Source organism: Bifidobacterium asteroides (assembly GCF_003202755.1).
Taxonomy (GTDB): Bacteria; Actinomycetota; Actinomycetes; order Actinomycetales; family Bifidobacteriaceae; genus Bombiscardovia; species Bombiscardovia asteroides_F.
On sequence record NZ_QGLK01000005.1, the window covers coordinates 467369 to 493707 of the forward strand.

Consider the following 26339-nt stretch of genomic DNA (forward strand, 5'->3'; position numbering starts at 1 on the left):
CGCTCCTTCCCTTTTTCAGCTCTTGAAGTGCGAGGACAGAGCATCCAGGTCGGCGGTGCTGATCAGTATGGCGCCCCGGCCGGTTTTGTATGGCAGGGGTACGGGATTGCAGCCGCCCTTGAACCCGATGGTGGCCAGGTTGATGGCTACGTCGCACTTCTTGCAGATGATCTTGCCGTCTTTTTCGTAATAGCCCGCATCCCCGCAGTTCTCGCAGGCATCCAGCCCGACTCCGTAGGCTGCGCCATTCTTGCGGATTATAATGAAGCGCATTTCGGTGCCGTCCTTGGCCCGATAGCTGAATCGATGCAGGTGGCCATCCTCCACCTGGGAGAAACGGATGGTAGCCGTATCGGCAGTCAGGGAATATCGTTCCGGAGGCGAAAGCACGGGCACCTGATGGGCCTTGGCCGTCCCCACCGTCAGAGCCAGGGTGACGCCGATCATGGCCACCAGGCTCCAGACCGCTGACGCCAGGGCCCTTCGGCGGAAGGCACGATGGCTGCGATCATCGGCTGTGGAGGCTCCTGTCACCGGCATACGCCAGCCTGCAACTAGACAGGCCAGGACCGGAATGATGAAGACCAGCACCTGGGCAAGGACCAGGATCAGATCGGCGTTATAGCCCAGGGCCATGACCCGGAAGGCCCAGCCGTGCAGAAGAACCAGGCCGGTGGTCTGCATCAGGGCCACCAGGGCCACGCCGTGCCGGAGCAGCAGCAGGACCACCATGAGCAGAGCGGCCAGGCGGAAGGCTATCCGAGGGCAGGAGATATGCATGGTCCGCAGAATCGCGGCCACCGTAACAGCGGCGGCCAGACCCAGCAGGAAGCCCAGGGCCCGCAGAAGCATGGCCGAGGTCAGCACCGGCTCCCCCGGTTCAACAAAGGCCGTAAGCTGCAGGATCACATCGGGTAGGGCACGGAAGGTGGTCAGGGCTATGGCCAGGGCCGCCAGGGCGTTGGCCAGATCCATGACCCAGGGGCGGCGATGCCAGTCCGAAACCAGCCGGTCGGCGGCCAGCACCACTACGATGGCCGCCAGATCGGTCAGAACGCAGGCTACCAGGGTCGGGTAGTTGACCATGGTCCGGCGGTTGATGATCACGGTGGCGCGCAGGAGGGCGAAGACCAACGCCCCCAGCACGCCGACCCCCAGGCCAATCAGTCGCCAGGAGGAGGAACGGGGCCGATCGCGGCCCTCGCCAACCCCCAGAAGCACACTGAAAACCATGACCAGGAGGGCCGGGGCCAGTGTCCCCGGCAAGACCGTGACAAATTGCTCAAGCATGGTGCATAGCAGCTTACCACTGGTGGGGCGTGTAGTCCCAGTCCCAGCTGACCACGATGGGCTCGGTCCAGAAGTGTCCCTTCACGCCGGTCTCCGGGTCGACGTGCAGCATCCAACCCTTCTTCTCGGGAGAGTCGATGGAATAGGTCAGCTTGTAGGATCCGGCCTTCTCCATCTTGATGTTGGCTCCGTAATGCGGGCCATCCGAGGCGTTCATCTGCATGAAGGTGCCGGACTGCTTGTCGTTGGGGTCGTCCTTGTTCTGGATGGTGTAGTTGACGGTCAGATCCGGAACGAACTCGCCCTTGGCATAGCCCAGGTTGTTGTTGGGCAGGGCGTGGATATCAGCCTCCAGATGCAGGCTGGCATCCGCTGCCTTCAACCCCATGGAGGCGGGCTCCATGTCGATGGGCTGGAAGAAGACCGTGCCGATGTTCAGAGGGCCCTTCTGCTGATCGTCGGGCGGGATGGGGATCTCCTCGAACCCGGCCCCCTTGCCCGCCGAGGACTGGGAGGAGCCGGAAGCCTCAGGCGCGGGGGCCTCACGGGTACCCGATCCGCCGGAGCCGCACCCCGCCAGGGCCAGGGTGCCCGAGAGCACGATCGCGACCAGGGCGGTCAATTGTCTCTTCTTCATGATTGTCCTTCGCTTTTTGGTGTTTGCATGGATGCCGTGACCTCAGAGGGCACAGCCCCTTCGGCGGTCTGATCGGCTGCCGCCTGATGGACGGTTGCCGACGATGACCCGCCGGAGTCCTGATTCGACTGCGCCTGCTCCTGCTTGTGCAGGCGGTGGGTCGACACAATTGCCAGCACGACCACGACCAGGGCCGCCAGAACCTGGGCGCCGATGGTCTGCGTGTAGGGATACAGCCCTATCCAGTCGCTGGTGGGCACACCAGGCAGATAGGTGGCCGGCACCAGGTCGCCCTCGATCAAGGCATGGACGCCACCCCCGGCGAAGATGACCACCATGACAGCCATGAGCAGGCTGGTGATGATGAAGAAGGGCCGGATGGGAATTTTGACCGAGGTGAAGCGGATGAGCACGAAGACAATGACCAGGACCACGGCGGCAGCCGCAAAACCGGTCCAAATCTCCCGTCTGCCACCGGGAGCCATGGCGAAGATGGCCTGGTAGAACATGACCGTCTCAGCACCCTCCCGGAAGACCGCCAGGAAGGAGAGCAAGGCCAGGGAGATAACGCTGCCATTCGAGATGGCCGCCACCGTCCGGCTTTGAATGTAGTGGTTCCAGGATTCCACAGAGGACTTGGACAGCATCCAGTTGCTGGTGTAGAGCAACATGAGCATGGCTACCAGCGCCACCACGCCCTCCAGAATCTCCTGTTCGGGACCGTTCCCGTTGAAGAGCAGGGTGAAGAGCAGAGCCACCAGCCCGCTGGCTACGAGGCCCGCTGCAATGCCCCAGTAGATGTGCCGAACCTTGTCTTTATGGCCGGACTTGACCAGGTAGGCGATGATGGCCGCCACCACCAGGATGGCCTCCAACCCCTCCCTCAGCAGAACCACGAAGGCCTGGCCGAAGGCGGAGGTCAGGAAAGACGTCCACCCATTGACCTGGTCTGCGGCGCCGCCGTCCAGAATGGCTGCGTCCTCGACCAGCATGCTCTTCAGGTCGTTCACCAGGGTCTTGGCAGGCTTACCCGCCACCATGGCCATCCGGGTCTCCTTGAACTGGTATTCCACCTGAGAGACCCTGTTGCCGCTGATGGCATTCATGACGTTCTTCTCGAAGCCCAGCTTTTCGTAATACTGGTAATAGGCCTTGTTGACCAGGTCGGATCCTGCCTGGCCCTGTCCCTTGGATGCCTGCGCGAGCGCCTGATCCAGGATGGGCGTCATCTCGTGGGCCACCTGGGTCCAAGTCCGGTCGCCCTTACCGTTGTTCCGATGCTTTTTGGCCGCGTCCAACCGTCGACGGTCCGCCTTGATCTGCTCCTGCTGAGCCTTGGCATAGGCACGGGGATTGGCCAGCCCTTGGGTGGCATCCAGCTGGGTGGCCGTAGCCGCCAAATCAGCCTTGAGCTTTTCACTGCCCTGAGTCAGAGCCTGCCCGGCATCCGGGGCGTAGGCCTGGTTCTGCAGGGCCTGGAATTGCCCGTCCAGGGCATTGCGCTTATCCTGCCCTAAGGTCGACTCCACGACCGAGACGAACCCGGAGCCCACGTAGCCCACGTTGTAGGCCCCCATGAATTGCGAGGCAGCCCCGGCGCGATCCCCCCGGGCATAGTCCTCACACCCTCGATCCAGCTGATGGGATACGGAACCAGCCACCTGGGTCCAGCTGTCATAATCCGTGGCCCCGCTCGCCGCCATGGCCGACTGAGGGATCTGCAAGACCAGGAATATCAGAGCCAACAGCAGGCATGAGAGCAGGGAGCCAGCGGTCCTGGCCACTCGTGACCTGCTAACCTGTGCAACCATGGGCGATGATCTCCTCCGTAAGTCCCTCGTAATCGAACCTGCGAGAAACGAAGGTCGATTTGACAACTACCGAAAATCAATCTAGCCCAAGCGCAAATGGAAAAACAGACTTGTTTATAGCGTTTTCAGGCCATATAATGCGCCCACGCTCGCAGACGGTCAGTCGACCGACAACGGCTCACCCTTATGCTTCCACAGGCAGATGCCGCCGAATACCAGCAGCCAGACCAATCCCAGTATGGCTGGATACCTGGTGTCGGGGGCCAGGAAGAGCGAGAGGTAGATCAGGACGAAGAAGGCGATGGCAACGGCTCCAGTCACCCGGTAGGCCGGCATGATGAACCCATCAGGCATGAAGTCCGGGCTGGTCCGGTAGCGGCGGTGAGCAAGCAGAGTCAGGATGTAGATGAATATGATGACCGCGCTGGAGCAGGAGGTGAACAGGACGAAGGTGTCCTCAAAGCCGGGCAGCATATGCAGCACCGGAGATAAGAGGATCAGCACTCCGGACAGGATGATGGCCCGGGCGGGCACCTTGCCGCGGCGTGAGATTGTATGCAGGCTGCGCATCACAGGAGAGCGGCCAGCGGCGGCCAACTGGAAGAGGTTGCGGCCGGCGGAGTAGAGCAGGGAATTCAGCGAGGAGCTGGCTGCTGTGATGACCACGAAGAAGACCAATGCAGCCGCCCAGTCCACTCCGGCGTAACGGAAGACCATGACGAAGGGCGAGGTGAAGCTGCCGTCAGCGTTGGGGCGGAAGGAGCGCCAGGGCACAATCAGCATAATGGCGACCAGGGCACCCACGTAGAAAATCAGTACGCGCAGGATGATCTGATTGATGGCCTTGGGCAGGACCTTGCGGGGGTTCTGGGTCTCGGATACGGTCACCCCCACGAATTCGATCATCTCGTAGGCGAAGAAGACCATTTGGAAGCTCATGAAGAAGGCCATCCACCCGTTGGGCGCCAGGCTTAGTCCAGTGGTGATGTTGTCCAGGCCTGCATGGCCGGCCGGGCTGATCCGATCCTGTCCCGGCATGTGAACGGCAGGATAGTGGAATCCCATGATGACCATGACCACAGCTGTAGCAATCATGGCCAGGATCAGGGTGATCTTGATCATGGAGAACCAGAACTCGGTCTCCCCGAAAACCCTCACGGCAATCAGGTTGATGCACACCATGGCCGTCAGGAAGCAGAGCTCGATCAGACCCCGCCAGGCGCTCAGGTCAATGCCGAAAGTGCCGAAGAAAGTGACGAAGTAGGTGCCCACGGCAGTCAGCTCGGACATGCCGATCAGGATGAGCACGATCCAGTAGGACCAGCCGGCGAAAGACCCCCACCCCTGGCCCAGGTAGCGGCTGATGAAGGCGATGAAGGTGTGCTGGACGGGGCTGCGATACATGAGCTCGCCAATGGCCCGCATGAGCAGGTACATGATCAGCCCCACGCCGATGTAGACCAGAATGATGGAGGGACCGGTCAGGGCTATGGACTTGCCCGACCCCAGGAAGAGCCCGGTGCCGATGGTGCCGCCGATGGCGATGAACTGCACATGACGGTTGCTCAGACCGCGTTCCATACCGTCGCCTGCCGAGGCGCTGTCACCTTGATTCTGCTGCGCCAAAGGGCCCTTGCCCGTACGGTTCATGCGACTGCACCTCCTTGTCTTCACAACCCATTAATCATCGCCGTCCAGGAAGGGACATCCCCTCGAGGCCGGTAGGACAGCAATACCACAGAGGTGCCGATAACCGGGAACAGGCGGCAGGCACCGACGCCCATGGTAGGACCCAACGGTCACGATTCGGTGAATTTAACGTCTCATATGGCGGACGCCTATATTCCACAATGCAAAGGCATAGTCATTCTGCATGGGTCGTCTCCGATAGGGTTGGCCCTGTCAGCCGGCGGTATCCAGTTGACAACCATCACCACCTAAGGAATGGCATTCCCATGGATCAATCCAAGGAGTCGCAGGGTAAGAACCTGCGCAAAACCCTGAAGAACAGGCACATCCAGCTCATCTCGCTGGGCGGCGCCATCGGGACGGGACTCTTCTACGGGTCCGGGGAATCCATCTCATTGGCTGGACCGGCCATCATCATCGCCTACCTGATAGGCGGTCTGGCTATCTTCATGATCGTCAGGGCCATGAGCGAAATGAGCGTGGAAGACCCCAAGTCCGGCGCTTTCAGCTACTACGCCACCCGCTACTGGTCCAAGCGTGCGGGTTTCGTGTCGGGATGGAACTACTGGATGAACTACGTCCTGGTATCCATGGTCGAACTCTCCGTGGTGGGCACCTTCGTCAACTTCTGGTTCCCGGCAATCCCCGCCTGGGTATCTGCGGCCTTCTTCCTGGTGGTCATCACGGCCGCCAATCTGATGGGAGTCAGCAAGTTCGGCGAGTTCGAGTTCTGGTTCGCCATCATCAAGATCGCGGCCATCGTCGCCATGATCATCGGCGGACTGGCCGTCGTGGTCATGGCCCTGCCCACGGCCAACGGACTGCGGGCCTCCTTCGCCAATTGGTTCACCGTGGGCGGCGGATTCCTGCCCAACGGACTTATGCGTCACGGCGCCAACGGCCAGTGGACCGGTCTGCTTATGTCGCTGGCGGTGGTCATGTTCAGCTTCGGCGGCACCGAGCTGATCGGCATCACCGCCGGGGAGGCCTCCGATCCCCGTCGGACCATCCCCAAGGCCACCAACGCCATCATCTGGAGAATACTGGTCTTCTACATCCTGACACTTGGAGTGATCATGGCCGTGGTCCCCTGGAATGCCATCGGCAAGCCCAATGCCCAAGGTATGGTCGTTAGCCCCTTCGTCCAGATCTTCGACTCGGTTGGAGTTCACGCAGCCGCAGGCATCCTCAACTTCGTCTGCCTGACCGCAGTCATGAGCGTTTACAACTCGGCCCTCTACTCCAATTCCCGCATGCTCTTCTCCCTGGCCCGGCAGGGCAATGCCCCCAAGTACCTGGGACGGCTTTCCAGGGGAGGGGTACCCTACGCAGGAGTGCTGACCTCTGCTTGCATCATCGCCCTGGCCGTGGTCGTGGTCTTCCTCTGGCCCCAGTTCGCCTTCAACTACCTGATGAGCATCGCCACGATCTCGGCCATCATCAATTGGTCCATGATCATGGTGACCGAGATGCTCTTCCGGCGCGCCGTAGCCCGAGGCGAGGGCCCCGGCGACCTGGCGGGCAAGACCGGCGAAAGAGCTCTGAACGCCCTGCACTTCAAGCTGCCCTTTGCCCGGGTGACTCCCTGGGCGGTCCTGGCCTTCCTGGCCATGATCGTGGTGCTCATGTGCTTCTCGCCCAGCTACCGGGTGGCCGTCATCGCCGGGCCCATCTGGTTGATCGTCCTTCTAGTGGCCTACCAGCTGACCCAGCGACGAGCCTGAAATTAACGATTCAATATAAGCGCGACCGGCTGTTAAGGAAATTGACCATGCAACCCTTCCTTCTTGACTAAGGAATCTTTGACTAGAGACTGGTAATCCGCAGATTGTCGAGAACCAGATCCTGGTAGCCAGCCATGTTGGCCTCCGAGCCGCTGCTGCCTTCCAGATCTGGTTTTCTGTCAGTGGAGTAAATGCCGAACCAGGTATCGCCATTCGGATCGCCAGTCAGCTCGAACTCGCATCTGGCGGTGGCCCCTAGAGCCTTGTGCAAAGGATACAGGTTCAGGTCCTCACCGGGGTATTCGCCTCTACCTATTGCCAAGGCGTATATGCCGTCTGATCCGCACTGGTAGTCGAACGAGACCCTGTAGTGCCGGCCCGGCGCAAAGGGGACGTTCTGGGGAATGGTCTGGAAGAGGAGAGCGTACCTCCCCGTCAGTCCGTTCACTTTCAGGGACCAGTCACCCTGGAGGACATCGTCCATCCTTTTGACGTCCCACCCGGCCTGCGTGAAGGGCTCATGCAACTGAGCCAGGTGGATTCGGTTGTCTTCCACCCCTTCGGCCCCAGCAACCACAAAGGGCCAAATCCCCTGGACGTTATCCTCGAAGTCACAGGTAAGCTCAGCCAGATGACCGTCCTGGTCCAGGCTGATGCCGTCATAGTCGTTCTCGACCAGGCGAATGTCGTCAAGGTAGACGACACCACCCCCTTCATGAGCCAAGGCCAGACGGGTCTGCCCACCCTTGGGCGCTGTGAAGAAGAGGTAGGCATTCTGAAAGTAGCTGCTGCCGTCAGTCGTTGGGGCATCGGTGTTGTGGGCGTAGGCCTTGACATAGTTTTCGGCAATGCTCGGGCCGCTCATATTACGAGCCAGCTGCCCACCCTGGTCCGCCTCCACACTCAGTTCGACCCGACCGCCACGGTTGTCAAGCCCTAGATAGAGGGCATACCGTCTGCCTGGCACCAGGCTGGTCAAGGGTTGCACAGCACAGACCGAGCCCTCAAGCCTGAGCATGGGATTGGCGCACTGGCCCTTGGTGATCGAGGCACGCCCGGGCCCCTTCACGGACCAGACCGACTGGAACAGCCTTTCGCCACCGTTGAACCCTGCATCAACCAGATGCTCTCCCGACCAGTCCACCTGGACTCCCTGGCCCGCATGCCGACAGACCAGGTAGGGTGTTCTGGGCTTGGCATCCAGGGTGAGGCTCCCCTGCACCACCGGAATCTCCCTTGGCTCCGATCTGCCCTGGTCGGTCAGCCGGTAGACGATGACAGTAGAGGCATCGCGCCACGATTCCGGGAGCTCCCAGGTGGTTGAGCCGCCAGCAGTATTCCAGTGGTAGAGCTTCTGCTCATCCGGATCAAGTAGGTCCCCTGTATTGGCATCCCAGACCCAGGGCAGCAGATACGCCCCTGCGCCGGTTCCAGTTTCAAGTCCAGGCTTGTCGGCCTTGGGGTCATTGGCCTCCAGATCGCCGACAAGCACCACGCGACCATTCAGCCTCATCGTGCGCTCGCGGTAGGCGGGTGATGTCTGCTCATTGGAACCCCTGGAGATGATCAGCCTGTCACCTTGATCATTAACCAGCTCGACCTGTTCGTTCCCCTGATTCCTGGTCGAGTCATGGACGGAATCGACGTTGATGGGGTCGTTGTACCAGGCCATGATTCTGAAATGCTGGATGAACTTGGTCGAGAGGTCGCAGGTGTAGAGGTTATCCATATAGGCATCGAAGTCATTGCGCCCCTGCCATCCCTCGAAGTCCTTCATGCTGTAGCCGCCCAGGAGCGGGGCGTTGGCCGCGCCTCCGAAAGCTCGGTGATCACCTATCCAGCTATCCTTCTGATGGTTGCGCAGAAAGCGCATGACCTGGGAGTTCTCACCTTTGTCGTGGGGGGATCCATAGGTCAAATCCAGAGACCAGTGTTGGAAGGTGGCGTCATACTCATTGGCCGAAGCGTACTCCGTGCCAATCCCCCACCCGTTATCGGTCAGAATCTTCGAGAGCTTTCTGGTTTGCCAGGAATCCTCCTCCCCCGAGGTCCCATCGCCCCAGACATCCACGTACACGAAGTCCATCCTGTCGCCGACCTCACGGGCGAGGGCGGCAAAGCGTTCCCTCCTGGCGCCTGAGGCCAGGTCATAGATGCCATCGATACCCACGGTCTGATCCAGCCAGTTCCAGCCATAGCAGAGGCCGCCCTTGTCGTCCCTGCGAATCATGTTTTCAGAAAAGGCCTTGGCCTCGGGAAACATCTCGTCCACATTGACATGGACGCCGAACCGGGCACCATAGGCCTTGCCCCTGTCCATCAAGGTATTCAAGTCCTGGACTCCGCCCATTCGTCGACCGATGTCGTCGTAGTCCGGATGGCCGGAGTCGTGGCCCTCGTTGCCATATCCCTTGAGAAGGACGGACTGACCTAGGCCATCGGTAGCCAAGGCCACCCGCTTGACGTTATCCAAGGTTGTCATGAAGGGATTCTGGGCCTGAGAGCCGAAGTTCATAGCTATGCGTCGTGCCACCTGGTCCGGGATGTCATCAGAACCGTACGGATTGTTCATGATGTGCCTGAAGGCGATGGCGCCGTCCTGCCAGTTGACCACCCCGTCATCGTTCAGGTCTCCGGCCAGAGCCACTGCCATGGCGGGCTTGTCCGTCTCCTCAACCGTATAAGAGCGTCCGTGGGAATCCTGAACCACCCGGTTGTATATCCAAGGTGCACTGGTCAGGCCAAGGACGGTAACTCCGTCCACTTGGTCGCGAACCGTCATAACTCTGGTGTTCTGCGCGCCACCGGTTCCCGTTTTGCTGGCAGTGGTCCCATCGTGCTCGGAGTTGCTCCAGAGGCCGGCGCTGAGGCCATCCGCGGAGAGGAAGCCATACATGTAGTCCTGCCCAATAGGGTCCTCCTCCATCTGCTCGGTGACTGCCCGGTGCACATCACCGCTGATGGAGACATCCGCAGACATGCGAGCGCCGGTAAACTCCGCATCCGCCTGAGTACTGGTCACGGAAATCAGGCATTGACCAGGGAAGGCCACCGTCTGGACTGGATGATCGGGGCCGGACTGGTTCCTAATCGAAATCACCTTATAGCTCAGAGAGGCGTCCTCGACTGAGATACGGACCGCCAAAACCGCATTGATCCCCTGGCCTGCAGCGATCGCATGAAGTCGATAGACCAGACTGGTCTGATTCTCCCGCTCCAGCTCCACCTGGGCAGAACCCAGCTCAATCTCGACGCCGTTGATGGCCACCAGACGCATATCCCGGACCTGCCCAAGCATGGTCCTTCCAGCCTGAGGCGCCTTCAGCCGATAGTCAATCACTGAAGGAAAGTCAGGCCTGAGGCGCACTTCCATTACTTCGGTGCACAGAGTCTCCCAAGAGTCCGTGGCGCCCGCCCTCGTGATCGACTGGTTTCCATCCATGCTTGTTCTGCCCATCGGTCATCCCCTGTCATTGGTGTTATTCATATACGCCACCTACCGGCAACCCAGCCCCCGCAGGAACCCCTCGGTCTGTTCGGGCCGCTTAAAGACTGCGGTGTTGCCCAAGATCTGGGTGCAGACACTACCGATTTCACTCTTAAGGGCTCCATGGACCTTGTCCGGATCATGCGATCCCTGCAGAGTCTTGGTAATTTCGTCATACTCCAAGCTGAAGTCGGCTACTTGTTCGGGAAGCCCGGCACCTGCCACCATAGCCTCTTCCAGGCAGGAAAGCTGGCCGACCAGCCTTCCGGGCAGAACGAAGAGCCCCTGGGCCTCAATCAGGCCGATGGGTTCCTGCTTGACCGGATAGAACTCCGGGTGCACATGGAAGATGCCATCCGGAAACTCCGGACTGACACCGTTATTACGCAGGATCAGGCTCATCTCGTAGCCTCGGTTAGTCTTGACCAGGCTGGGCGAAAGGGCCGATTGCCGCCCTTCTGGTCCTTGGCTGGCGATGTCTAGGTCCGGATTGTCGTAATCCACCCAGGCCTGCCTGACAGTTTCGCTGACCTCGATAATCTCCTGCCGTGATGGCGAAACCACTCTCACCACGGTCCCCGGCCAGTCCAGAATCTCGATAGGGGTATCAGGGTGGCCTCCCAAGTGCAGGGTTCGCCAAGCACCGGCCTGATGCATGGGCAGGCGCTCTCCTCCGCCCTGATAGTGGTCATGAGCCAGAACGGATCCGCCAATACGAGGCAAGGCGGCGTTACATCCTAGGAAGTAATCGGGAAAACGGTCCACAAAATCCAGCAGGTTCCCGAAGGTGTCCCGGTCCACGTGCATGGGGGTGTGATCAGCGTTGACGCAGATGCCATGCTCGCGAAAGTACCCATAGGGCGAGAACTGCCAAAACCAGCCATGGCCGCCTAGAGTCAGGGGGATGGTCCTCAATGTGCGCTTGTCACGCCCGGCGAAGCCCTCATTTTCATGGCAGATGGTGCACTTGGGGTACCCTCCTGCGGTGCTGTTGCCCGCCGCAGCCTTCTTCATGTCCTTGAATTCCGGCTTGGCCAGGTTGATGGTGACCACCACGCCCCCGGAGGAGAAACGAGGGTTCCTGTCCAGACGGGACTTCTTGATGTAGGTGTTTTTGACGCAATAGTCGTAGAACCAGTGCATGGCTGCCATACCACCCTGAGCCCTCTCCACCTGCATGAAGCGCCGCTGCAGATGGGATGGCCTGGAGGACAGGATTCCCATAACCGTATCTGCCATGGAGGGGGCGTCATCCTGAGCCATAAGCCCGGCATCGACCAAGGCCTGCATAAACGATTCCAGAAGATCATCGACGCCACCGGAGGCGGAATCAGCAGATCCATCCCCGGAATCGTAGGAGTCCAAGGAGAAAAGCGCCAAGATCTGATTGCGAGCCCAGTCGACATCGGACGGATCCAGGTCCAGACAGGCACAGGCGTACCCGATCAGAGCATCGAGGCTCCGGTAAACCCGGTTCAGCATCAGCTCCTCACCTCTTCGACCACCTGAGCGGTCATCTCCTGCATTTGGGCATCGTCAGCCTCCATCTCCTCGACCAAGCGCATCTGGGTATGGGTCCGCACCAGATTGTGCTCCGGGTAGGCGGTGGCGAAATAGGTGTCGCCCTGAAGGTAGTCGGTCAGAAAGCGCATGCCACACTCCAGGGTCATAATCCTGCAGGAAGCCGGGAAGAGGCTCAGCTCCCGGTCCATGGCCTTGCCGGCCACGGCTCCCAGGAACCCTTGGGCATAGGCACGGTAAAGATCGGGGTTGAAATGGACTTTGTCCAGATCCCGCTCGTCTTCCAAGGCAGTCGAAGCGCCGAAACGGATGGAGTCGCCGAAATCGAAGAGCATGGATCCGGGCATGATCGTGTCCAGATCAATGATGGCCCTGGCCTTCCCGGTGGCGGCATCCATCAGGATGTTGTTGAGCTTGGTGTCGTTATGGGTGACCCTGAGTGGAATGGATCCATCGGCAAGCCCCTCCATGATGACCGGGTACTGGTCAGCACGTTCCATATACCAGTCGATCTCGGCCCGGCAGGTGGATGCCCTGCCTTTGATATCTTCCTGAACGGCCCGTTTGAAGGTCTCGAACCGTTTGGGGGTGTCATGGAAGTGAGCGATGGTCTCGGTTAGCTGAGAGGCATCGAAGAGCGCCAGAGAATTCTGGAAGCGTCCGAAAGCCTGGCCCGCCTCCTTGAAAACATCTGGGCTGGGGACCAGATCGTAGGAGATCGTGTTCTCGATGAAGGCATAGACCCGCCAGGCTCCGCTTGCCAGCTCACAGTAGGTATTGCCCTCTCCATTGCGGATAATGTCCAGGGTCTCCTGGCCCTGCGAGCGCAGAAATTCGGTCACCAACTCGATGTTGCGCATCAGGGAGGCCGTATCAGGGAAAACCGAGGTATTCATTCGCTGCAGAATGTAACGACGCTTGTCTGTTTGTATCAGATAAGTCTGATTGATGTGCCCGTTGCCATAAGGCGCAATGCTCTCCACACGCCCTTCGAGTGGGTAGCGGGCGGCAACCACAGCCAGCTCCTGATCCTGAACCGTCGTCATAATAGCCCCTTTCCTGCCGAACCTGCCCTTATGCCTGCTGCCAGACCATGGCGCTGGGTTCCAGGACAATGTCCCTGACCTGGCCGTCTGCCTGACGAACCCTGGTCTCCTGGGGCAAGTCGGTGTTGTTGACGACGCAGTAGACGCCCTCCTGTGGGAAGTAGGCCACCTCGCAATGAGGATTGGTGCAGCTCCAGTCCCTGTACCGGTCCTCCTGCCCACTGGCATAGAAAAGGATCCGTTCAAGAAGCCTGGCATTGACGGCCGAATAGGGCAGTCCGGACAGGTAGACCCCACGGCCCATGCCATACTGGTTGACCGCCAGCTGCACCTGACCCTGGTCGGCCCTTAGCAGGGTGACCTCCTCGTTGATGGGGTAGGTGTTTACCACTGGCTCTCCAAAGTTCGCTTTGCCGTCCTCGGGCAGATCGGCGGTGATGAAGTGCCCCTCGGCGACCTTCGGGAAGTATTTGTCTACCGAAAGAGTGTGGAAGCGCTCCTGATCAACGCCGAAAACATCGGCCAATTGGAAGAAGCGCCCCTCTCTTTCCAAAGCGGTCGGCTGGCCTATGCCGACCAGGGCCCCTCCCCCGTTGACCCAGGACCGCAGGATCTCCAGTAGGGCAGGATTCTTCCAGACCCCGCCACCGCTGAAGGCCGTATCGGCCGGACCACCGGTGATGATCACATCCAGGTCATGATCCACGCCGCGGGCCAGAATGTCGTCGAAGCTGATGAAACGGACGTTCACCCTCATGCCCGACAGTGCCTCCAGAACCCCGTAGTAGGAGTAGGTCTGCTTGTTGGGCAGGGCGTGCGCCACCGTGTAGGCCATCCAGGAACGCATGGCGCCCCAGGAATTCAGCACTGCCACATTGAGCTGTCCCTGGGCCGCCTTCCCATTGGTCCTGTCATGCAGATCCCGGAACTCGTCTGCGATGCGGGCCACGGTCTGAACGAATTTGGGGAACTTGGCCGCCAGGGATGGGTAGCCGCCGTAGCCCATGCGCGATATGGGGCTGCGCAGGATGGCCCTACGGGCCTTGCGCCAATTGTCCAACCCCTCGATGCTGGGATCGTTGCCCTCATGGAAGGTATCAGGGAAGAAGTATGGCAGAAAACGACCTTCGGTGTAACGAACCCCGGGAATATCGGAGATCATGCGCAGGGTGGTGCCGTCGCCCACGGATCCGACCACAGCATCCAGACCCAGCTTCTCGAAGCCCGGCTTGTAGGGCTCGGTCCCGATCCATTGGTCTCCCAGGAACATCATGGCTTCCTTGCCTGCCTGGTGAGTCATGTCGACCATGGTCTTCACGTTCTCCCGCACGAAGTCCGAGAGGAAATCGATCCAATCGCGCTGTGCCCTGCCAGGAATGCAGAAGGAGGAGTTGTAACTGCCCTTGTTGATGAAGTCCTCTGGACGCAGACGGTAACCGTACCGGGTCTCGAAGTCATCCAAGGCCTGGGGGGAGACTGTGCAGGCATATCCGAACCAGTCCACCAGCTTCTCCCGGTGGAGCTGGTCGAAGATCAGCGTGAACTGGTAGAAGAAGGTGGTGAACCGGACCACGTCGGTCGCCGGGTTCTCATCCAGCCACTGCCGATAGGCATCCATGACGAACTTTCGGGTGGCAGGATGGTAGATGTCCAGGGGAATCTCGTGCTCCTTGTCGCCCCAGTCGTTGGTCAGGTGGTTGTACATCTCGACCGGATCCCAGATGATGTAGGCCAAGAAGGATGCCGTGTACTCATGCATGGGGGTGGCCTCGGTCACGCGAACCAGGTCCTGATCCGGATCCAGGCTCCACTCCGACTGGTCCAGGACCCGCCCGGAGGTGCGGTCGATGACCTCCCAGTACCGATGGGGGTCGGCATCCCTGTTGGGCCTGAGCTGCTGGTCGAAATAGCGGTCCATCAAGGGAATCTGCACTTGATCTTCGTGGGCCAGTATGCGCTCAGACATCAGGTAGACCTGTGGGGTCTCGTCCATGTGCTTGCTGATCCACTCGTTGTGGGCGCGAGTAGGGAAGTAGGCGCTGTACACCTTCATCCCCAAGTTCAGCAGCTCCTGGTCCAAACGCGTGCCGTCCGAATTGCGAATGGCATCCGCACCCCAGAGCTTGGCCAGTTCCTTGGTCTTTTCGGCAAAGTTTTCTTCGCCCGGCAGGGTAAAGCGCCCGGTCGTGGTCATTGGATCAAATCTCCTTGGAATATCTCGTAACGGAATGACTGAAAAGCTGTGTACAGCCTTGGGCTCTTACTCCTTGACCGAACCGGCGGTCAGTCCAGCCTGCCAGAACCGCTGCAGGCAGAAGAAGAGGATGATCACCGGCAGAACACCCAGCAGGGACCCCATCATCAGCGCCCCTCGATCGGTAAAGACCGGCAGAGAGACCAGACCATAGAGGCCCAGGGTCACCGGGAAGAGGTTCTCGCTGGAGAGCATCATCAGGGGCAGGAGGAAGTTATTCCAGGTGGCCACGAAGAGGAAGAGGAAGATCGTGACCATGGCAGGCGCAAGAATCCTCAGCACGATCGTGAAGAAGATCCTCGCCTCGCCAGCACCGTCGATCCTGGCCGCCTCCAGAAGCTCGGTAGGGACCGAACTCTGGGCGTACACCCTTCCCAGGAAGAAACCGAAGGGCGAGACCGAGCAGGGGATGATCACTGCCAGCATGGTGTTGCTCAGATGGAGGGCGTTGAAGATGGAGTACTGGGGGATGGTCATCAGCGCCGAGGGCATCAGCAGGGCAGACATGGCGATGGTCATGACGACGCCCCTGCCTCGGAACTGGAACTTGGCTGTGCCATACCCGGCCATGACCGAAACCACTGTGCCGATCAGGGCGGAAACCCCTGAGTAAATCAAGGAATTGAAGACCCAGTGCCAGAACTGTGAATGTGTCCAGCCTAGGAGGATCGAGTAGTTAGTGGCCACCGCCTGGGGAATCTTCTTCAGGTCGACCGCAAACCAGAGGCCGTTGCTGCTGACCAGCTGGGAGGGCGACTTGGTAGAGGCGATGATGGCCCAATAAATGGGAAAGAGGAAGTAGATCAAGGCGAAGACCAGGACCACGATGGTGGTGATCTTGACCACCTTGGTGGGCCTCATGGAGCGGGGCAGCTCATCGGCCTTCTGCTTGAGGAGCTTGTCCTGCTTTTTTGCAAGGCGTGCGGGATTGGCCGAGGTCATGATTCGTTCACCTTCCTCTCGATGTATGCGTAGAGGGCGGCAAGAACCCCAGCAATCAGCGCCATGACAATTGCGATGGCCGAAGCCGGACCGTCACCCTTGGGGGTGAGGATGCCTCGCGATGTGTTCATGGCCATCATCATGGGGGTGTAGGAGTTCGATATGCCCTTGTCGACGGTCTGCATGACCTGGGGCTCGTTGAAGAGCTGGATGCTGCCGATGATGGACAGAAGCATGGCCAGGAGAGCGGCCCCCCTTACGTTGGGGAGTTTGATCCTCATGGCGATCTGGAAACCGTTGGCTCCGTCGATTCGGGCAGCCTCATAGAGATCACGAGGAATGGCCTGGAGGGCTGCTAGGAAGATCAGCATATTGTAGCCCGTGAAGGTCCAGGTGGTGATGTTGGCCATGGAGGCGATCAGAGCGTTGGATGCGAAGAAGTTGACGTGGATTCCTATGGCTGCCAGGCCCTTGACGATGGGCGAGAACTGGTCGTTGTAAAGGAATACCCAGATGATGGCCGCGATCGCGCCCGGGATGGCATAGGGCAGGAAGTAGCCCAGCCGATAGGGGGTGACGTGCTTGACAATGAAGGAATCCAGGAGCATGGCCAGGGCCAGTGCGGCGATGATCATGACCGGGACCTGGATGACCGTGTAGATCAGGACCCTGCCGATGCCGGTCCAGAAGGCTGCGGAGGTAACTGTAAATCGGAAGTTCTCCAACCCGACGAACTTATTGATCATCTCGCCCCCGCCGTAGGCGCCACCGCCCGAGGCCACCTGCTGGAAGAAGCTCATATAGACGGCATAGGCAATAGGGATGATGAAGACAATCGCAAAGAGGATGCAGAAAGGCATCATGAATGCCCAACCCGTCCGTTCGTTGCGTTTGACGATCTCGGATCTCCCCTTCTTCTGAGCCCCTGCCTCAGCTGTTGTTCGATGGCTCATGTGAATAACCATCCTCTCGGAACCTATAAGGCGGGCAACCTTCCCGCAGGCGGGGAACACGGGCCACAGACCCGGGTTCCCCAACCTGGTGAGATTGTCAGGGAAGGCCTCCCTGCTGTATCCGCCGAAGAGCGGTTACCGATCAATCCTTGGCGATCGGAAGGCCATAATCTTTCAGTGTGGCAAGGGATGTCTTCTGTGCCGCGTCGAAGGCATCGGAGACCTTGGCTTGACCCTTCCCGGCCTTGTCGGCAGCCTCGCCGACGGCGCTGCTCACCGCGGAGAATCCGGGCATGTAGTTGAAGGAGCCCATGTTGGCGTTGGCCTTGGCGAACTCCGCCATCACGTCCTGCCCGCCGAAGAATTCGGACCAGGACTGAGGGGTCTTGGCCTTCTCGGTGGAGGCCGCGACAATCAGACCCTGAGAGGTCAGATCAGGCACCTGGGTGTTGAACCAGTCCAGGAACTCCATGGCCTCTGCCTTGTGCTTGGTGCCTTTGATGGCTGCAACGCCCGAACCGCCGTTGGGCCCGGTCTTCTCGCCGTTCTTGAACCAGTCGCCGATCTGGGTGACCCTCCACTGGCCCTTGCCGGCATCACCGATCCAGTCCATCATGATCGGGGCGTTCCAGGCGGCGTCAATGGATCCGATGATGGAGCCGTCATGGAAGGCACCAGCGAAGGAGGGGTCGGTGCTGGGGGTCAGGTTCATCGCCTTGGCATCCAGCAGCTGCTGGTAGAAGTCGGCCGTGGCCTTGGAGCCGGGCGTATCAACGTTGACGACCCACTTGCCGTCCTTGATCTCGTACCAGGGAGATGATGCGCCGGACAGGGCGGAGAAGGCCATGCCTGCACCATCGGGCTGGTAGGTCATGATGTACTTGCCCTGAGCCGCTGCTTTCTTGGCCGATTCGATGAATTCCTCGGCCGTGGTGGGGACCTTAATGCCCAGCTTGTCGAATTCAGTCTTGTTGTAGTAGTAGACCATGGGGCCGGTATCCTGAGGCAGACCGAAGACCTTGCCGTCCACGCTCATAAGCTTGCTGGGACCCTCTGCAAAGTCTTTGGAGTACTTGCCTGCCTCTGCAGTGACATCCTCGACAATGCCCTTGGTATAGACCTCAGGCAGCTCAGCGTAGCCTACCTGAGCCAGATCGGGAGCATTCCCGGCCTTGACGTCGGTCTCCAGCTTCTTGATCAGGTCACCGGGGCTGCCATTGAACTTGGTGGCCTTGACCTGGATGTTCGGGTGATCCTTGTTCCACCTGGCCACAGTGTCCTTGACCATGGTCATGCCCTGCTTGTCGGGAAGACGATGCAGGTATGTCAGTTCGACCTTGCCGCCCGACTTGGTGTCACCGCCCTTGCTGGCATCGGATCCGCCGGAGGAACCGCACCCGGCCAATGCCATGCTTAAGGCCGCCACTGCAGCCATGGCCGTCATTATACGTTTGTTGCTGGTTCTCATCTTGACTCACCCCTTCATAAAAACAACATTGTCTTAACCTCGAAGTGCACATTCAGTATAGCAGTACTTATTTGCAAGGACAGTTTATTAATTCAATTATAAGAAATGTAGATTTAGCAAAGCAGTGCTAAACCACGGGATTTTCATTTGATTACCTTCGTTCACAATTGATATCGACCTATTGGATCCAATGCGTTCTAAGCGAGAGTGGCGATTTGCGGTAGCGGCGCTTTCGACGACTTCACCCTTTGCCCTATAGGCGAGCGATCCAACCTTGTCTGAGAATCCCTCTATGCTGTCCCGTAATTGCAAAACCACTGATGAGGTCGCCGAACCTATCAGTAACCGGGATCAGACAGTGCGGTGTCGTGCATTCCCGGCGAAAGGAGGTCCGGCCGAAACGGTCCGGATCCGCCCATCCGACCCGTTGGGCCCGGGTCGAACAGGTCCGGGACTGTCGCAACCCGATGTTGCGGAGCGCTATGTGCAGTGTCACAGACAGGCAAGGCGTCTGGATTCCGCCTGAGCGGAGCCTGTCGAAACCGTCGTCATAGGGCTCTCAGGTCAGTCCAAGGAAAAGAGCAGTTATGGCGACCAGGCAGGGCGGAAAGACCAGTTCCTCCGCATCCACCGACCGGGTCCAACGCAACCTCAAAACCCGGCACGTCACCATGATCGCCCTGGGCGGCTGCATCGGCACCGGCCTGTTCATGACCTCCGGCTCCACCATCGCCAAGGCCGGACCAGGAGGCGCACTGGTGGCCTACGCAGCCATGGGCCTTATGGTCTACTTCCTGATGACCAGCCTCGGCGAACTGGCCACACACCTGCCGGTATCAGGATCCTTCGCCGCCTACAGCGCCCGCTATGTGGATCCGGCCCTGGGATTCGCCATGGGCTGGAACTACTGGCTGAACTGGGCCATCACCGTGGCTGTGGACATCTCCACCGCCGCCCTGCTGATCCAGTACTGGCTGCCCCACACCCCAGGATGGATCTGGAGCCTACTGGTCCTAGTGGTCATCTTCCTGATCAACGCCCTGACCGTGTCGGCCTTTGGCGAGGCCGAGTTCTGGCTGGCACTGATCAAGGTGGTGACGGTGATCGTCTTCCTGGCCATCGGCTTGGCCATGATCTGCGGAATCATGTTCCGTCCAGCCGTGGGCCTGAGCAATTTCACCTATAAGGACGCTCCCTTCGTGGGCGGATTCCCCGCCATTCTCAACGTCTTTCTGATTGCAGGCTTCTCCTTCCAGGGCACTGAGCTGATCGGCGTCACGGCCGGCGAGTCCGAAAACCCCGGCAAGGCGGTCCCCAAGGCCATCAACGACGTCTTCTGGCGGATCCTGCTCTTCTATGTGCTGTCCATCTTCGTCATCGCCGCGCTGATTCCCTACACCAGCCCCAATCTGCTCAGCTCCGCCGAGGGGGACATCGCCATGTCACCCTTCACCTTGGTCTTCCAGCGAGCGGGCCTGGCCTCGGCAGCCAGCGTCATGAACGCCATCATCCTGACCTCGGTCCTCTCATCCGCCAATTCAGGTGTCTACGCCTCCACCCGAATGCTCTACTCCCTTGCCAAGGACCATTACGCCCCGTCCTTCTTCGGGCACACCACCCGTCACGGCATCCCCATGGCCTCGCTGGTCGCCACGCTCGTGGTCTCCCTGGCCACCTTCGCCGCCAGTATCTTCGGCCAGCGGATCTACATGTGGCTGGTGGCCGCTTCGGGTCTGACCGGATTCATCGTCTGGATCGGTATCGCCCTGAGCCACTACCGCTTCCGCCGCGCCTGGGTGGTCCAAGGCCACCGGGTTGAGGAGTTGCGCTACCATGCCAAGCTCTTCCCCCTGGGGCCCATCCTGGCTCTGATCCTATGCGTGGTCGTCATCGGCGGGCAGAACATCGAGGCTTTCGTCAACTGGAACTGGCAGGAGATCGGCGTCACCTACATAAGCGTGCCCCTGGTGCTTGCCCTCTACCTGGGCTACAAGATCCGGTACCGTACCCGTATCGTGCGCCTGGAGGAGATGGATTTGAGCGGGGATCCGGAATCGCTATGAAAGATTTGCCAGCTAACATGACACATTGTGGCCATGGGAGCCGGAAGGCCGCACCAATGGCATAGACTCCCTAAGCAATCGAGGACCGGCTCAAGGACCCGGCCATATGAACCTTTTCCGGCATCCAGCCGGTATATCAGGAATCGCAATTTCAGCACGACCCCGGACTCCCCGGTGCGTCGCCCAGCCAAAAGGAGGAGGATCATGACGCAGAACACCAGCAATGCAGCGTCGAACATCAATCAATCCGACCGGGCCGGGCAAGAGCATCATGGCTACGGCAGCGTCAAGCGCAACCTCAAGACCCGCCACATCTCCATGATCGCCCTGGGCGGCTGCATCGGCACAGGCCTGTTCATGACCTCCGGCTCCACGATCTCCACAGCCGGACCTGGCGGCGGGCTTCTAGCCTACATAGCCATGGGCGTCATGGTCTATTTCCTGATGACCAGTCTGGGCGAGCTGGCCACACACCTGCCGGTGTCAGGATCCTTCGCCGCCTACAGCGCCCGCTACGTGGATCCAGCACTGGGATTCGCCATGGGCTGGGACTACTGGCTGAACTGGACCATCTCGGGTGCCGTGGACATCTCCACCGCCGCCCTGCTGATCCAGTACTGGCTGCCCCACACCCCAGGATGGATCTGGAGCCTGCTGGTCCTGGTCATCGTCTTCCTGATCAACGCCCTGACAGTCTCCGCATTCGGGGAGACCGAGTTCTGGCTTTCCCTGATCAAGGTGGCCACCATCATCGTCTTTCTGATCATCGGCATGGCTATGATTTGCGGAATCATGTTCCAGCCGGCGGTCGGCCTGAAGAACTTCACCTACAAGGACGCCCCCTTCGTGGGAGGTTTCCCGGCCATCATGAGCGTCTTCCTGATCGCCGGCTACTCCTTCCAGGGAACCGAGGTTGTGGGCGTGACCGCCGGCGAGTCCGAAAACCCCGGCAAGGCGGTCCCCAAGGCCATCAACGACGTCTTCTGGCGGATCCTGCTCTTCTATGTGCTGTCCATCTTCGTCATCGCCGCGCTGATCCCCTACACCAGCCCTAACCTTTTGGGAGCCTCTGACGGAAACATCGCCATGTCACCCTTCACCCTCGTCTTCCAGCGAGCCGGCCTAGCCTCGGCGGCCAGCGTCATGAACGCTGTGGTGCTGACATCCATACTCTCGGCCGTCAATACCGGGGCCTACGCCTCCAGCCGCATGCTCTACGGACTGGCCAAGGATCACTATGCTCCGGCCATCTTCGCCAGGACCACCAAGAGGGGCATCCCCCTGGCAGCCCTGGTAGCCACGGTCTGCATGTCCCTGGCCACCTTCGCCTCCAGCATCTTCGGCCAGTCCTTCTACATGTGGCTGGTGACCGCTACTGGGTTGACCGGGTTCATCGCCTGGATCGGCATCGCCCTGAGCCACTTCCGCTTCCGGAGGGCCTTCAAGCTCCAGGGGCACGACCTGAGCGAGCTCAAGTACCACTCCAAGCTCTATCCGTTCGGCCCGGTTCTGGCCATGGTGCTCTGCGTCATCGTCATCGCAGGACAGGACATCCCCTCCCTGCTCAGCCTGAACTGGTCGCACATGGCCATGACCTACTTCAGCGTGGTGCTGGTCCTGGTCCTCTACCTGGGCTTTAAGTTCGTCAACCACACCAAAATCGTGCGCCTCAAAGACATGGACGTGTCCGGTGCCGAATCCGCGCGCTGAATCAGCAGGCGCAGGGACACCCCGTAAGTAGTTCAACGTCCTTATATAACCAAATGGTGCATATAACCAATGGTGCCCCGCAGGTGGTCGTTCCATCCGTGGGGCACCGCCGCATATCCTCTGGCATTGAATATTCCACACATCCATATGGCCAATCCGATCAACGAACAATCTGACCGCGCAACTGAAATATGAATGTCAGGGATAACTAAATGGCCGTTCCCTCATCGGCATTGCATCCGGATGAGGGAACGGCCATTTGCTGAATGTTCAGTCGGACCAAGCAGGGTCCTCCTGACAGAACCTAGAGGTCACTGCACCTGGGAACGGGCGATCTTGCCGGTGAAGGACTGGGCCTCATCGGCATCCTTGACGTCCTTGTTCCAAGAGAACATGGCGCGCAGCTTGGGACCGACCTCCTCGATCTTCTCGTGGGAGTACTTCTCCTGGAGCTCCTTGAACTTGGGGGCGCCGGCATCCTGGTCGTCAATGAACTCCTTGGCGAAGGAGCCGTCCTGAATGCGCTGCAGCTGGTGACGCATCCTGTCCTTGGTGGACTCGTCCACCACGGTGGAGGTGAAATCGCCGTACTGGGCGGTGTCGGAGCAGGACCAGCGGGCCTTGTTCAGACCACCCTCGTTCATCAGGTCGACCAGCATCTTGAGCTCGTGGCAGACCTCGAAGTAGGCGATCTCCGGCTGGTAGCCAGCCTCGGTCAGCACCTCGAAGCCAGCCTCGACCAGATGGTTGACGCCGCCCATGAGCACATCCTGCTCGCCGAAGAGGTCGGTCTCGGTCTCTTCCTTGAAGGTGGTCTTGATGGCGCCGGCGCGCAGGGCGCCCAGAGCCTTGGCATAGGCCAGGGTGATGTCCCAGGCGTCGCCGCGCGGATCCTGCTCCACGGCCACGACCACGGGCACGCCACGGCCAGCGACATACTCACGACGGACGATATGGCCCGGGCCCTTGGGGGCCACCATGAAGACCGGGTGGTCAGCGCTGGGCTTGATGTAGCCGTAATGGATGTTGAACCCGTGGGCGAAGGCGACTGCCGCACCCTCCTTGATGTTGGGCTCGATGTCATCCCGCCAGATGTTGCGCTGGTACTGGTCGGGGGCCAGGATCATAACGATGTCGGCCTCCTTGGTGGCCTCGGGCACGGTCTTGACCTCCAGACCCTGCTCCTTGGCGAAGGGCACCGACTTGGAGTTGGCGCGCAGGCCGACCACAACGTCCACACCAGAATCACGCAGGTTCAGCGCATGAGCATGTCCCTGAGAACCGTAGCCGATGATGGCCACCTTCTTGCCATCCAGAACCGAAAGGTCCCCATCCTTCTCATACCAGATCTGTGCTGCCATTATCTACACTCCTTTATGTGCGGTTACAACCGCTTCACGCATAATTGTTCTACGACTTGATTCCAGTCAGTGGATGCTATTCATCGATCCCAACGCAGGATTTTGTCCGTCTGCCGAAATCGAACTGCCTGATGCACCTTCTGTGCATTCAACCATACTCGTGACATGGCTGGCATAAGTTCCACGACTCATTGTTCGGACGAAAAGCGGCTACCAGCCGCTCCGATACGCGTCATCTCCTTTCCGACAATCAATTGGTCAACATTCACGACACGAACAGGTATGGCCTCATCAGCTAACTTGAATCTCGCCATCGGCAGGATGTTGAATCTTATTGTCGGAAAATCGCGATTACGGATCCTGCCTGCGCTGACAGGATCCGAGTCTGCGTCGAATCAGCTCATCAGCGAAGACGAGCTAATAATTCGCAGCAATACCAAGAAGCAATTGAACTGTGCAGTCATCGCTGAAAGCCTCCTCTCCATTTGTTTCGCATCAATCAGCTCCCCGCAGGAGCCAAGTACTGGCACCATATCGCCATTACAGAGCGGAGCGCCGGACGGGTTCACAATATGGACTATTCACTTTCGCTTGCGAGCAATTGGACAAAATGACGCACAATTTTCCGCACTACTTTTGACCATCAAGCAACTCCGGACCAACTGGGAATACGCCTACCTTGAAGCCGCTCTGACATAACGTGACGAAAAATCAATCTCAGCCCCCTCCCCATGCCAGGAAAAGGGCTAAAAGGATTACTCGCCCAGATCTGTCAACAAATCACGACATAGGTGCGAACCCTGAGCATCCGACCAGACCAAGGTGGCGAGAGAGGGATCGTCGCCTGACGATTGGGGGTTGACACTTTTGCCGTTTTTCCCTACTGTCTCCGTCCGGTCACGCAGAGCCGGGAAGGTGCCGACAGCGGCGGATGGGCAGAAGATCAGTTCAGCCTTACTGGTCTTCCCCTGCCAGACAAGATGAAGCACGCTAGGCGCCGCATCGATTTGATAAGAGAATGTGCCATTGAAGGCATCCAGCTTATTGCGCAATCGACAGAGAGCGTTCAAGGAGCGAACGACCGGCCTAGTCAGATTCCGCTTAATCTCCTCTTCGGTGTAATAGTGCCTATTGATATCTCGTCCATTGCGGGTTCTCGCTAGCAGATCCATGTCATTGGCGCCGGCCAGCGCCCCGACATAATAAACCTGAGGCACCCCCGGAAGGAAGAGCTGAACGGCTCTTGCAGCCAGGTAGGCCCTGTCATGGCAAGCCAATGCCGAGTAATAGGTCGTATTGATTTGATACAGGTCCAGGTTGCTGGCAGCAGCTCCAGTAGCAGCTTCCGATTGGCCGTGAGTGTTACAGTGAATTATCTGGACCAGTTGGTCCACGGCCGCATCATCCACGAGCCCTTTCAGGGAACGGTCCATCTGGTCAGCGCCGATATCTATCACTCCGATCCCATCATGGGTGTCCAGGACAGTGACCGCATTGATTGGTCTGACCTCGATCCAATGGACCAGTGCCGCGATATCTCCGGTGAAGATCGTATGCAGCAGCAGAGGCGGCAGGGCGAAATCGTAAACCCTGTCGACTTTAGAGGCTATATCAATCTGCTTGTGATAATTGGAGTGGACCTCAATCAAAGTCTCCAAACCCCGAGTGGCAGCTTCCTGCTTGATACGAGTGATGAGGTCGAAAGTCTTGGGCGTCATAAAACAACTGGTGCCCGCCTGCTTGGCTCCGTATCCGACGGCGTCCAAACGGATGTAGCTGACATTGCTGGCCGCCAAACGATCAAGTATAGATGTCAGATACGCCCATCCCTGGGACGAATCGGTATCGATGTCAACTTGCTGTGGAGTAAAAGTAGTCCAGACCAGCCGGGTTTCACCTGCCCAGGTATAGTGGGTGAAAGGCAGGCCCGGGCGCGGCCGATATATGCGTGCCAGATCTTCTTCGTCAGCCCCATCAGGAAAGACTGAAGACATGGTCAAGAACATCGAATAATACGGGCTCGCCTTCCCCTTGGCCATGACCTCCCGGAACTGCTCGGACTTCGAGGACATGTGATTGACAATAGCGTCAACCATAATTTTGTGCGATCGGCTCAGCTCCGCGATGTCGTCCCAAGTGCCCAGCCTTGGATCCACCTGACGATGGTCAATGGGATCGAAGCCTGCATCAGCACCATCATAGGGAGTGAAAAAAGGCAGAATATGGACTCCCTGATACACGCCATCAAAATACGTACGCAACACTCTGGTCAAGGAGGCCAGGGTATCGCCTCCAAACCTGTTTGCATATGTAATGAGTTGAACCTTGTTGTCCATCCGTCCTCCTGAGCTCGGCAACCAACAGTGTTACCTAATCGTTTAGA

The 26339-nt window shown here is 59.2% G+C and carries 17 protein-coding genes and 1 riboswitch; of the genes, 4 read left to right on the forward strand and 13 right to left on the reverse strand.

What is annotated here, in order from left to right; translation table 11 throughout:
* Nucleotides 1–15 precede the first annotated feature (15 nt).
* The 4 genes from DKK74_RS08320 to DKK74_RS08335 all read right to left on the reverse strand — a co-directional run bounded on the left by DKK74_RS08320 (nt 16) and on the right by DKK74_RS08335 (nt 5388).
* Complete coding sequence (locus DKK74_RS08320) at nt 16–1290, reverse strand: DUF2318 domain-containing protein (protein ID WP_110413605.1); 1275 nt, start codon at nt 1288–1290, stop codon at nt 16–18.
* 13 nt (nt 1291–1303) lie between these two features.
* A complete protein-coding gene (locus DKK74_RS08325; RefSeq protein ID WP_110413606.1) occupies nt 1304–1927 on the reverse strand; it encodes an iron transporter in 624 nt (207 codons plus the stop codon).
* Nucleotides 1924–3738 (reverse strand): FTR1 family iron permease, encoded by a 1815-nt coding sequence (locus DKK74_RS08330; RefSeq protein ID WP_110413607.1) that lies wholly within the window; start codon nt 3736–3738, stop codon nt 1924–1926. The genes DKK74_RS08325 and DKK74_RS08330 overlap by 4 nt, the downstream gene beginning before the upstream one ends.
* 159 nt (nt 3739–3897) lie before the next feature.
* Nucleotides 3898–5388 (reverse strand): amino acid permease, encoded by a 1491-nt coding sequence (locus DKK74_RS08335; protein WP_110413608.1) that lies wholly within the window; start codon nt 5386–5388, stop codon nt 3898–3900.
* Nucleotides 5389–5693: 305 nt separating this feature from the next.
* On the opposite strand from DKK74_RS08335, the gene DKK74_RS08340 reads away from it, so the two are divergent.
* Nucleotides 5694–7151 (forward strand): amino acid permease, encoded by a 1458-nt coding sequence (locus tag DKK74_RS08340; RefSeq protein ID WP_110413609.1) that lies wholly within the window; start codon nt 5694–5696, stop codon nt 7149–7151.
* Nucleotides 7152–7233: 82 nt separating this feature from the next.
* Here DKK74_RS08340 and DKK74_RS08345 read toward each other — a convergent pair whose 3' ends face one another.
* From DKK74_RS08345 to DKK74_RS08375, 7 genes are all read right to left on the reverse strand, one after another.
* On the reverse strand, nt 7234–10608 hold the full coding sequence (locus DKK74_RS08345) for an endo-alpha-N-acetylgalactosaminidase family protein (protein WP_110413610.1): 3375 nt from the start codon (nt 10606–10608) through the stop codon (nt 7234–7236).
* A gap of 39 nt (nt 10609–10647) precedes the next feature.
* Nucleotides 10648–12120: a UDP-glucose--hexose-1-phosphate uridylyltransferase gene (locus DKK74_RS08350; protein WP_110413611.1), complete on the reverse strand. Its 1473-nt coding sequence runs from the start codon at nt 12118–12120 to the stop codon at nt 10648–10650.
* Entirely contained in the window at nt 12120–13205 is a 1086-nt protein-coding gene (locus DKK74_RS08355) for a phosphotransferase enzyme family protein (protein ID WP_110413612.1), read from the reverse strand. The genes DKK74_RS08350 and DKK74_RS08355 overlap by 1 nt, the downstream gene beginning before the upstream one ends.
* A gap of 28 nt (nt 13206–13233) precedes the next feature.
* Entirely contained in the window at nt 13234–15399 is a 2166-nt protein-coding gene (gnpA, locus tag DKK74_RS08360) for a 1,3-beta-galactosyl-N-acetylhexosamine phosphorylase (RefSeq protein ID WP_110413613.1), read from the reverse strand.
* A gap of 66 nt (nt 15400–15465) precedes the next feature.
* Complete coding sequence (locus DKK74_RS08365; protein WP_024627072.1) at nt 15466–16401, reverse strand: carbohydrate ABC transporter permease; 936 nt, start codon at nt 16399–16401, stop codon at nt 15466–15468.
* Entirely contained in the window at nt 16398–17354 is a 957-nt protein-coding gene (locus tag DKK74_RS08370) for a carbohydrate ABC transporter permease (RefSeq protein ID WP_110413614.1), read from the reverse strand. Before DKK74_RS08370 ends, DKK74_RS08365 begins: the two co-directional genes overlap by 4 nt.
* 142 nt (nt 17355–17496) lie before the next feature.
* Complete coding sequence (locus tag DKK74_RS08375) at nt 17497–18822, reverse strand: ABC transporter substrate-binding protein (RefSeq protein WP_110413615.1); 1326 nt, start codon at nt 18820–18822, stop codon at nt 17497–17499.
* Between the two features lie 312 nt (nt 18823–19134).
* Nucleotides 19135–19313, forward strand: a riboswitch (Lysine riboswitch).
* A 96-nt stretch (nt 19314–19409) separates the two neighbouring features.
* Here DKK74_RS08375 and DKK74_RS08380 point away from each other — a divergent pair.
* Together DKK74_RS08380 and DKK74_RS08385 are read left to right on the forward strand one after the other, a co-directional pair.
* Nucleotides 19410–20885 carry an amino acid permease gene (locus DKK74_RS08380; protein WP_110413616.1) on the forward strand — a complete coding sequence of 492 codons (1476 nt, stop codon included), beginning with the start codon at nt 19410–19412 and terminating at the stop codon, nt 20883–20885.
* 204 nt (nt 20886–21089) lie between these two features.
* Nucleotides 21090–22595, forward strand: a complete 1506-nt coding sequence (locus tag DKK74_RS08385) for an amino acid permease (protein ID WP_110413617.1) — start codon at nt 21090–21092, stop codon at nt 22593–22595.
* 311 nt (nt 22596–22906) lie between these two features.
* Here DKK74_RS08385 and ilvC read toward each other — a convergent pair whose 3' ends face one another.
* Nucleotides 22907–23956, reverse strand: a complete 1050-nt coding sequence (gene ilvC, locus DKK74_RS08390) for a ketol-acid reductoisomerase (RefSeq protein ID WP_015022635.1) — start codon at nt 23954–23956, stop codon at nt 22907–22909.
* 282 nt (nt 23957–24238) lie between these two features.
* On the opposite strand from ilvC, the gene DKK74_RS08395 reads away from it, so the two are divergent.
* Nucleotides 24239–24655: a hypothetical protein gene (locus DKK74_RS08395; protein ID WP_110413618.1), complete on the forward strand. Its 417-nt coding sequence runs from the start codon at nt 24239–24241 to the stop codon at nt 24653–24655.
* 56 nt (nt 24656–24711) lie between these two features.
* On the opposite strand, the gene gtfA is transcribed toward DKK74_RS08395, so the two are convergent.
* On the reverse strand, nt 24712–26292 hold the full coding sequence (gene gtfA / locus DKK74_RS08400; protein WP_110413619.1) for a sucrose phosphorylase: 1581 nt from the start codon (nt 26290–26292) through the stop codon (nt 24712–24714).
* Nucleotides 26293–26339: the final 47 nt, after the last annotated feature.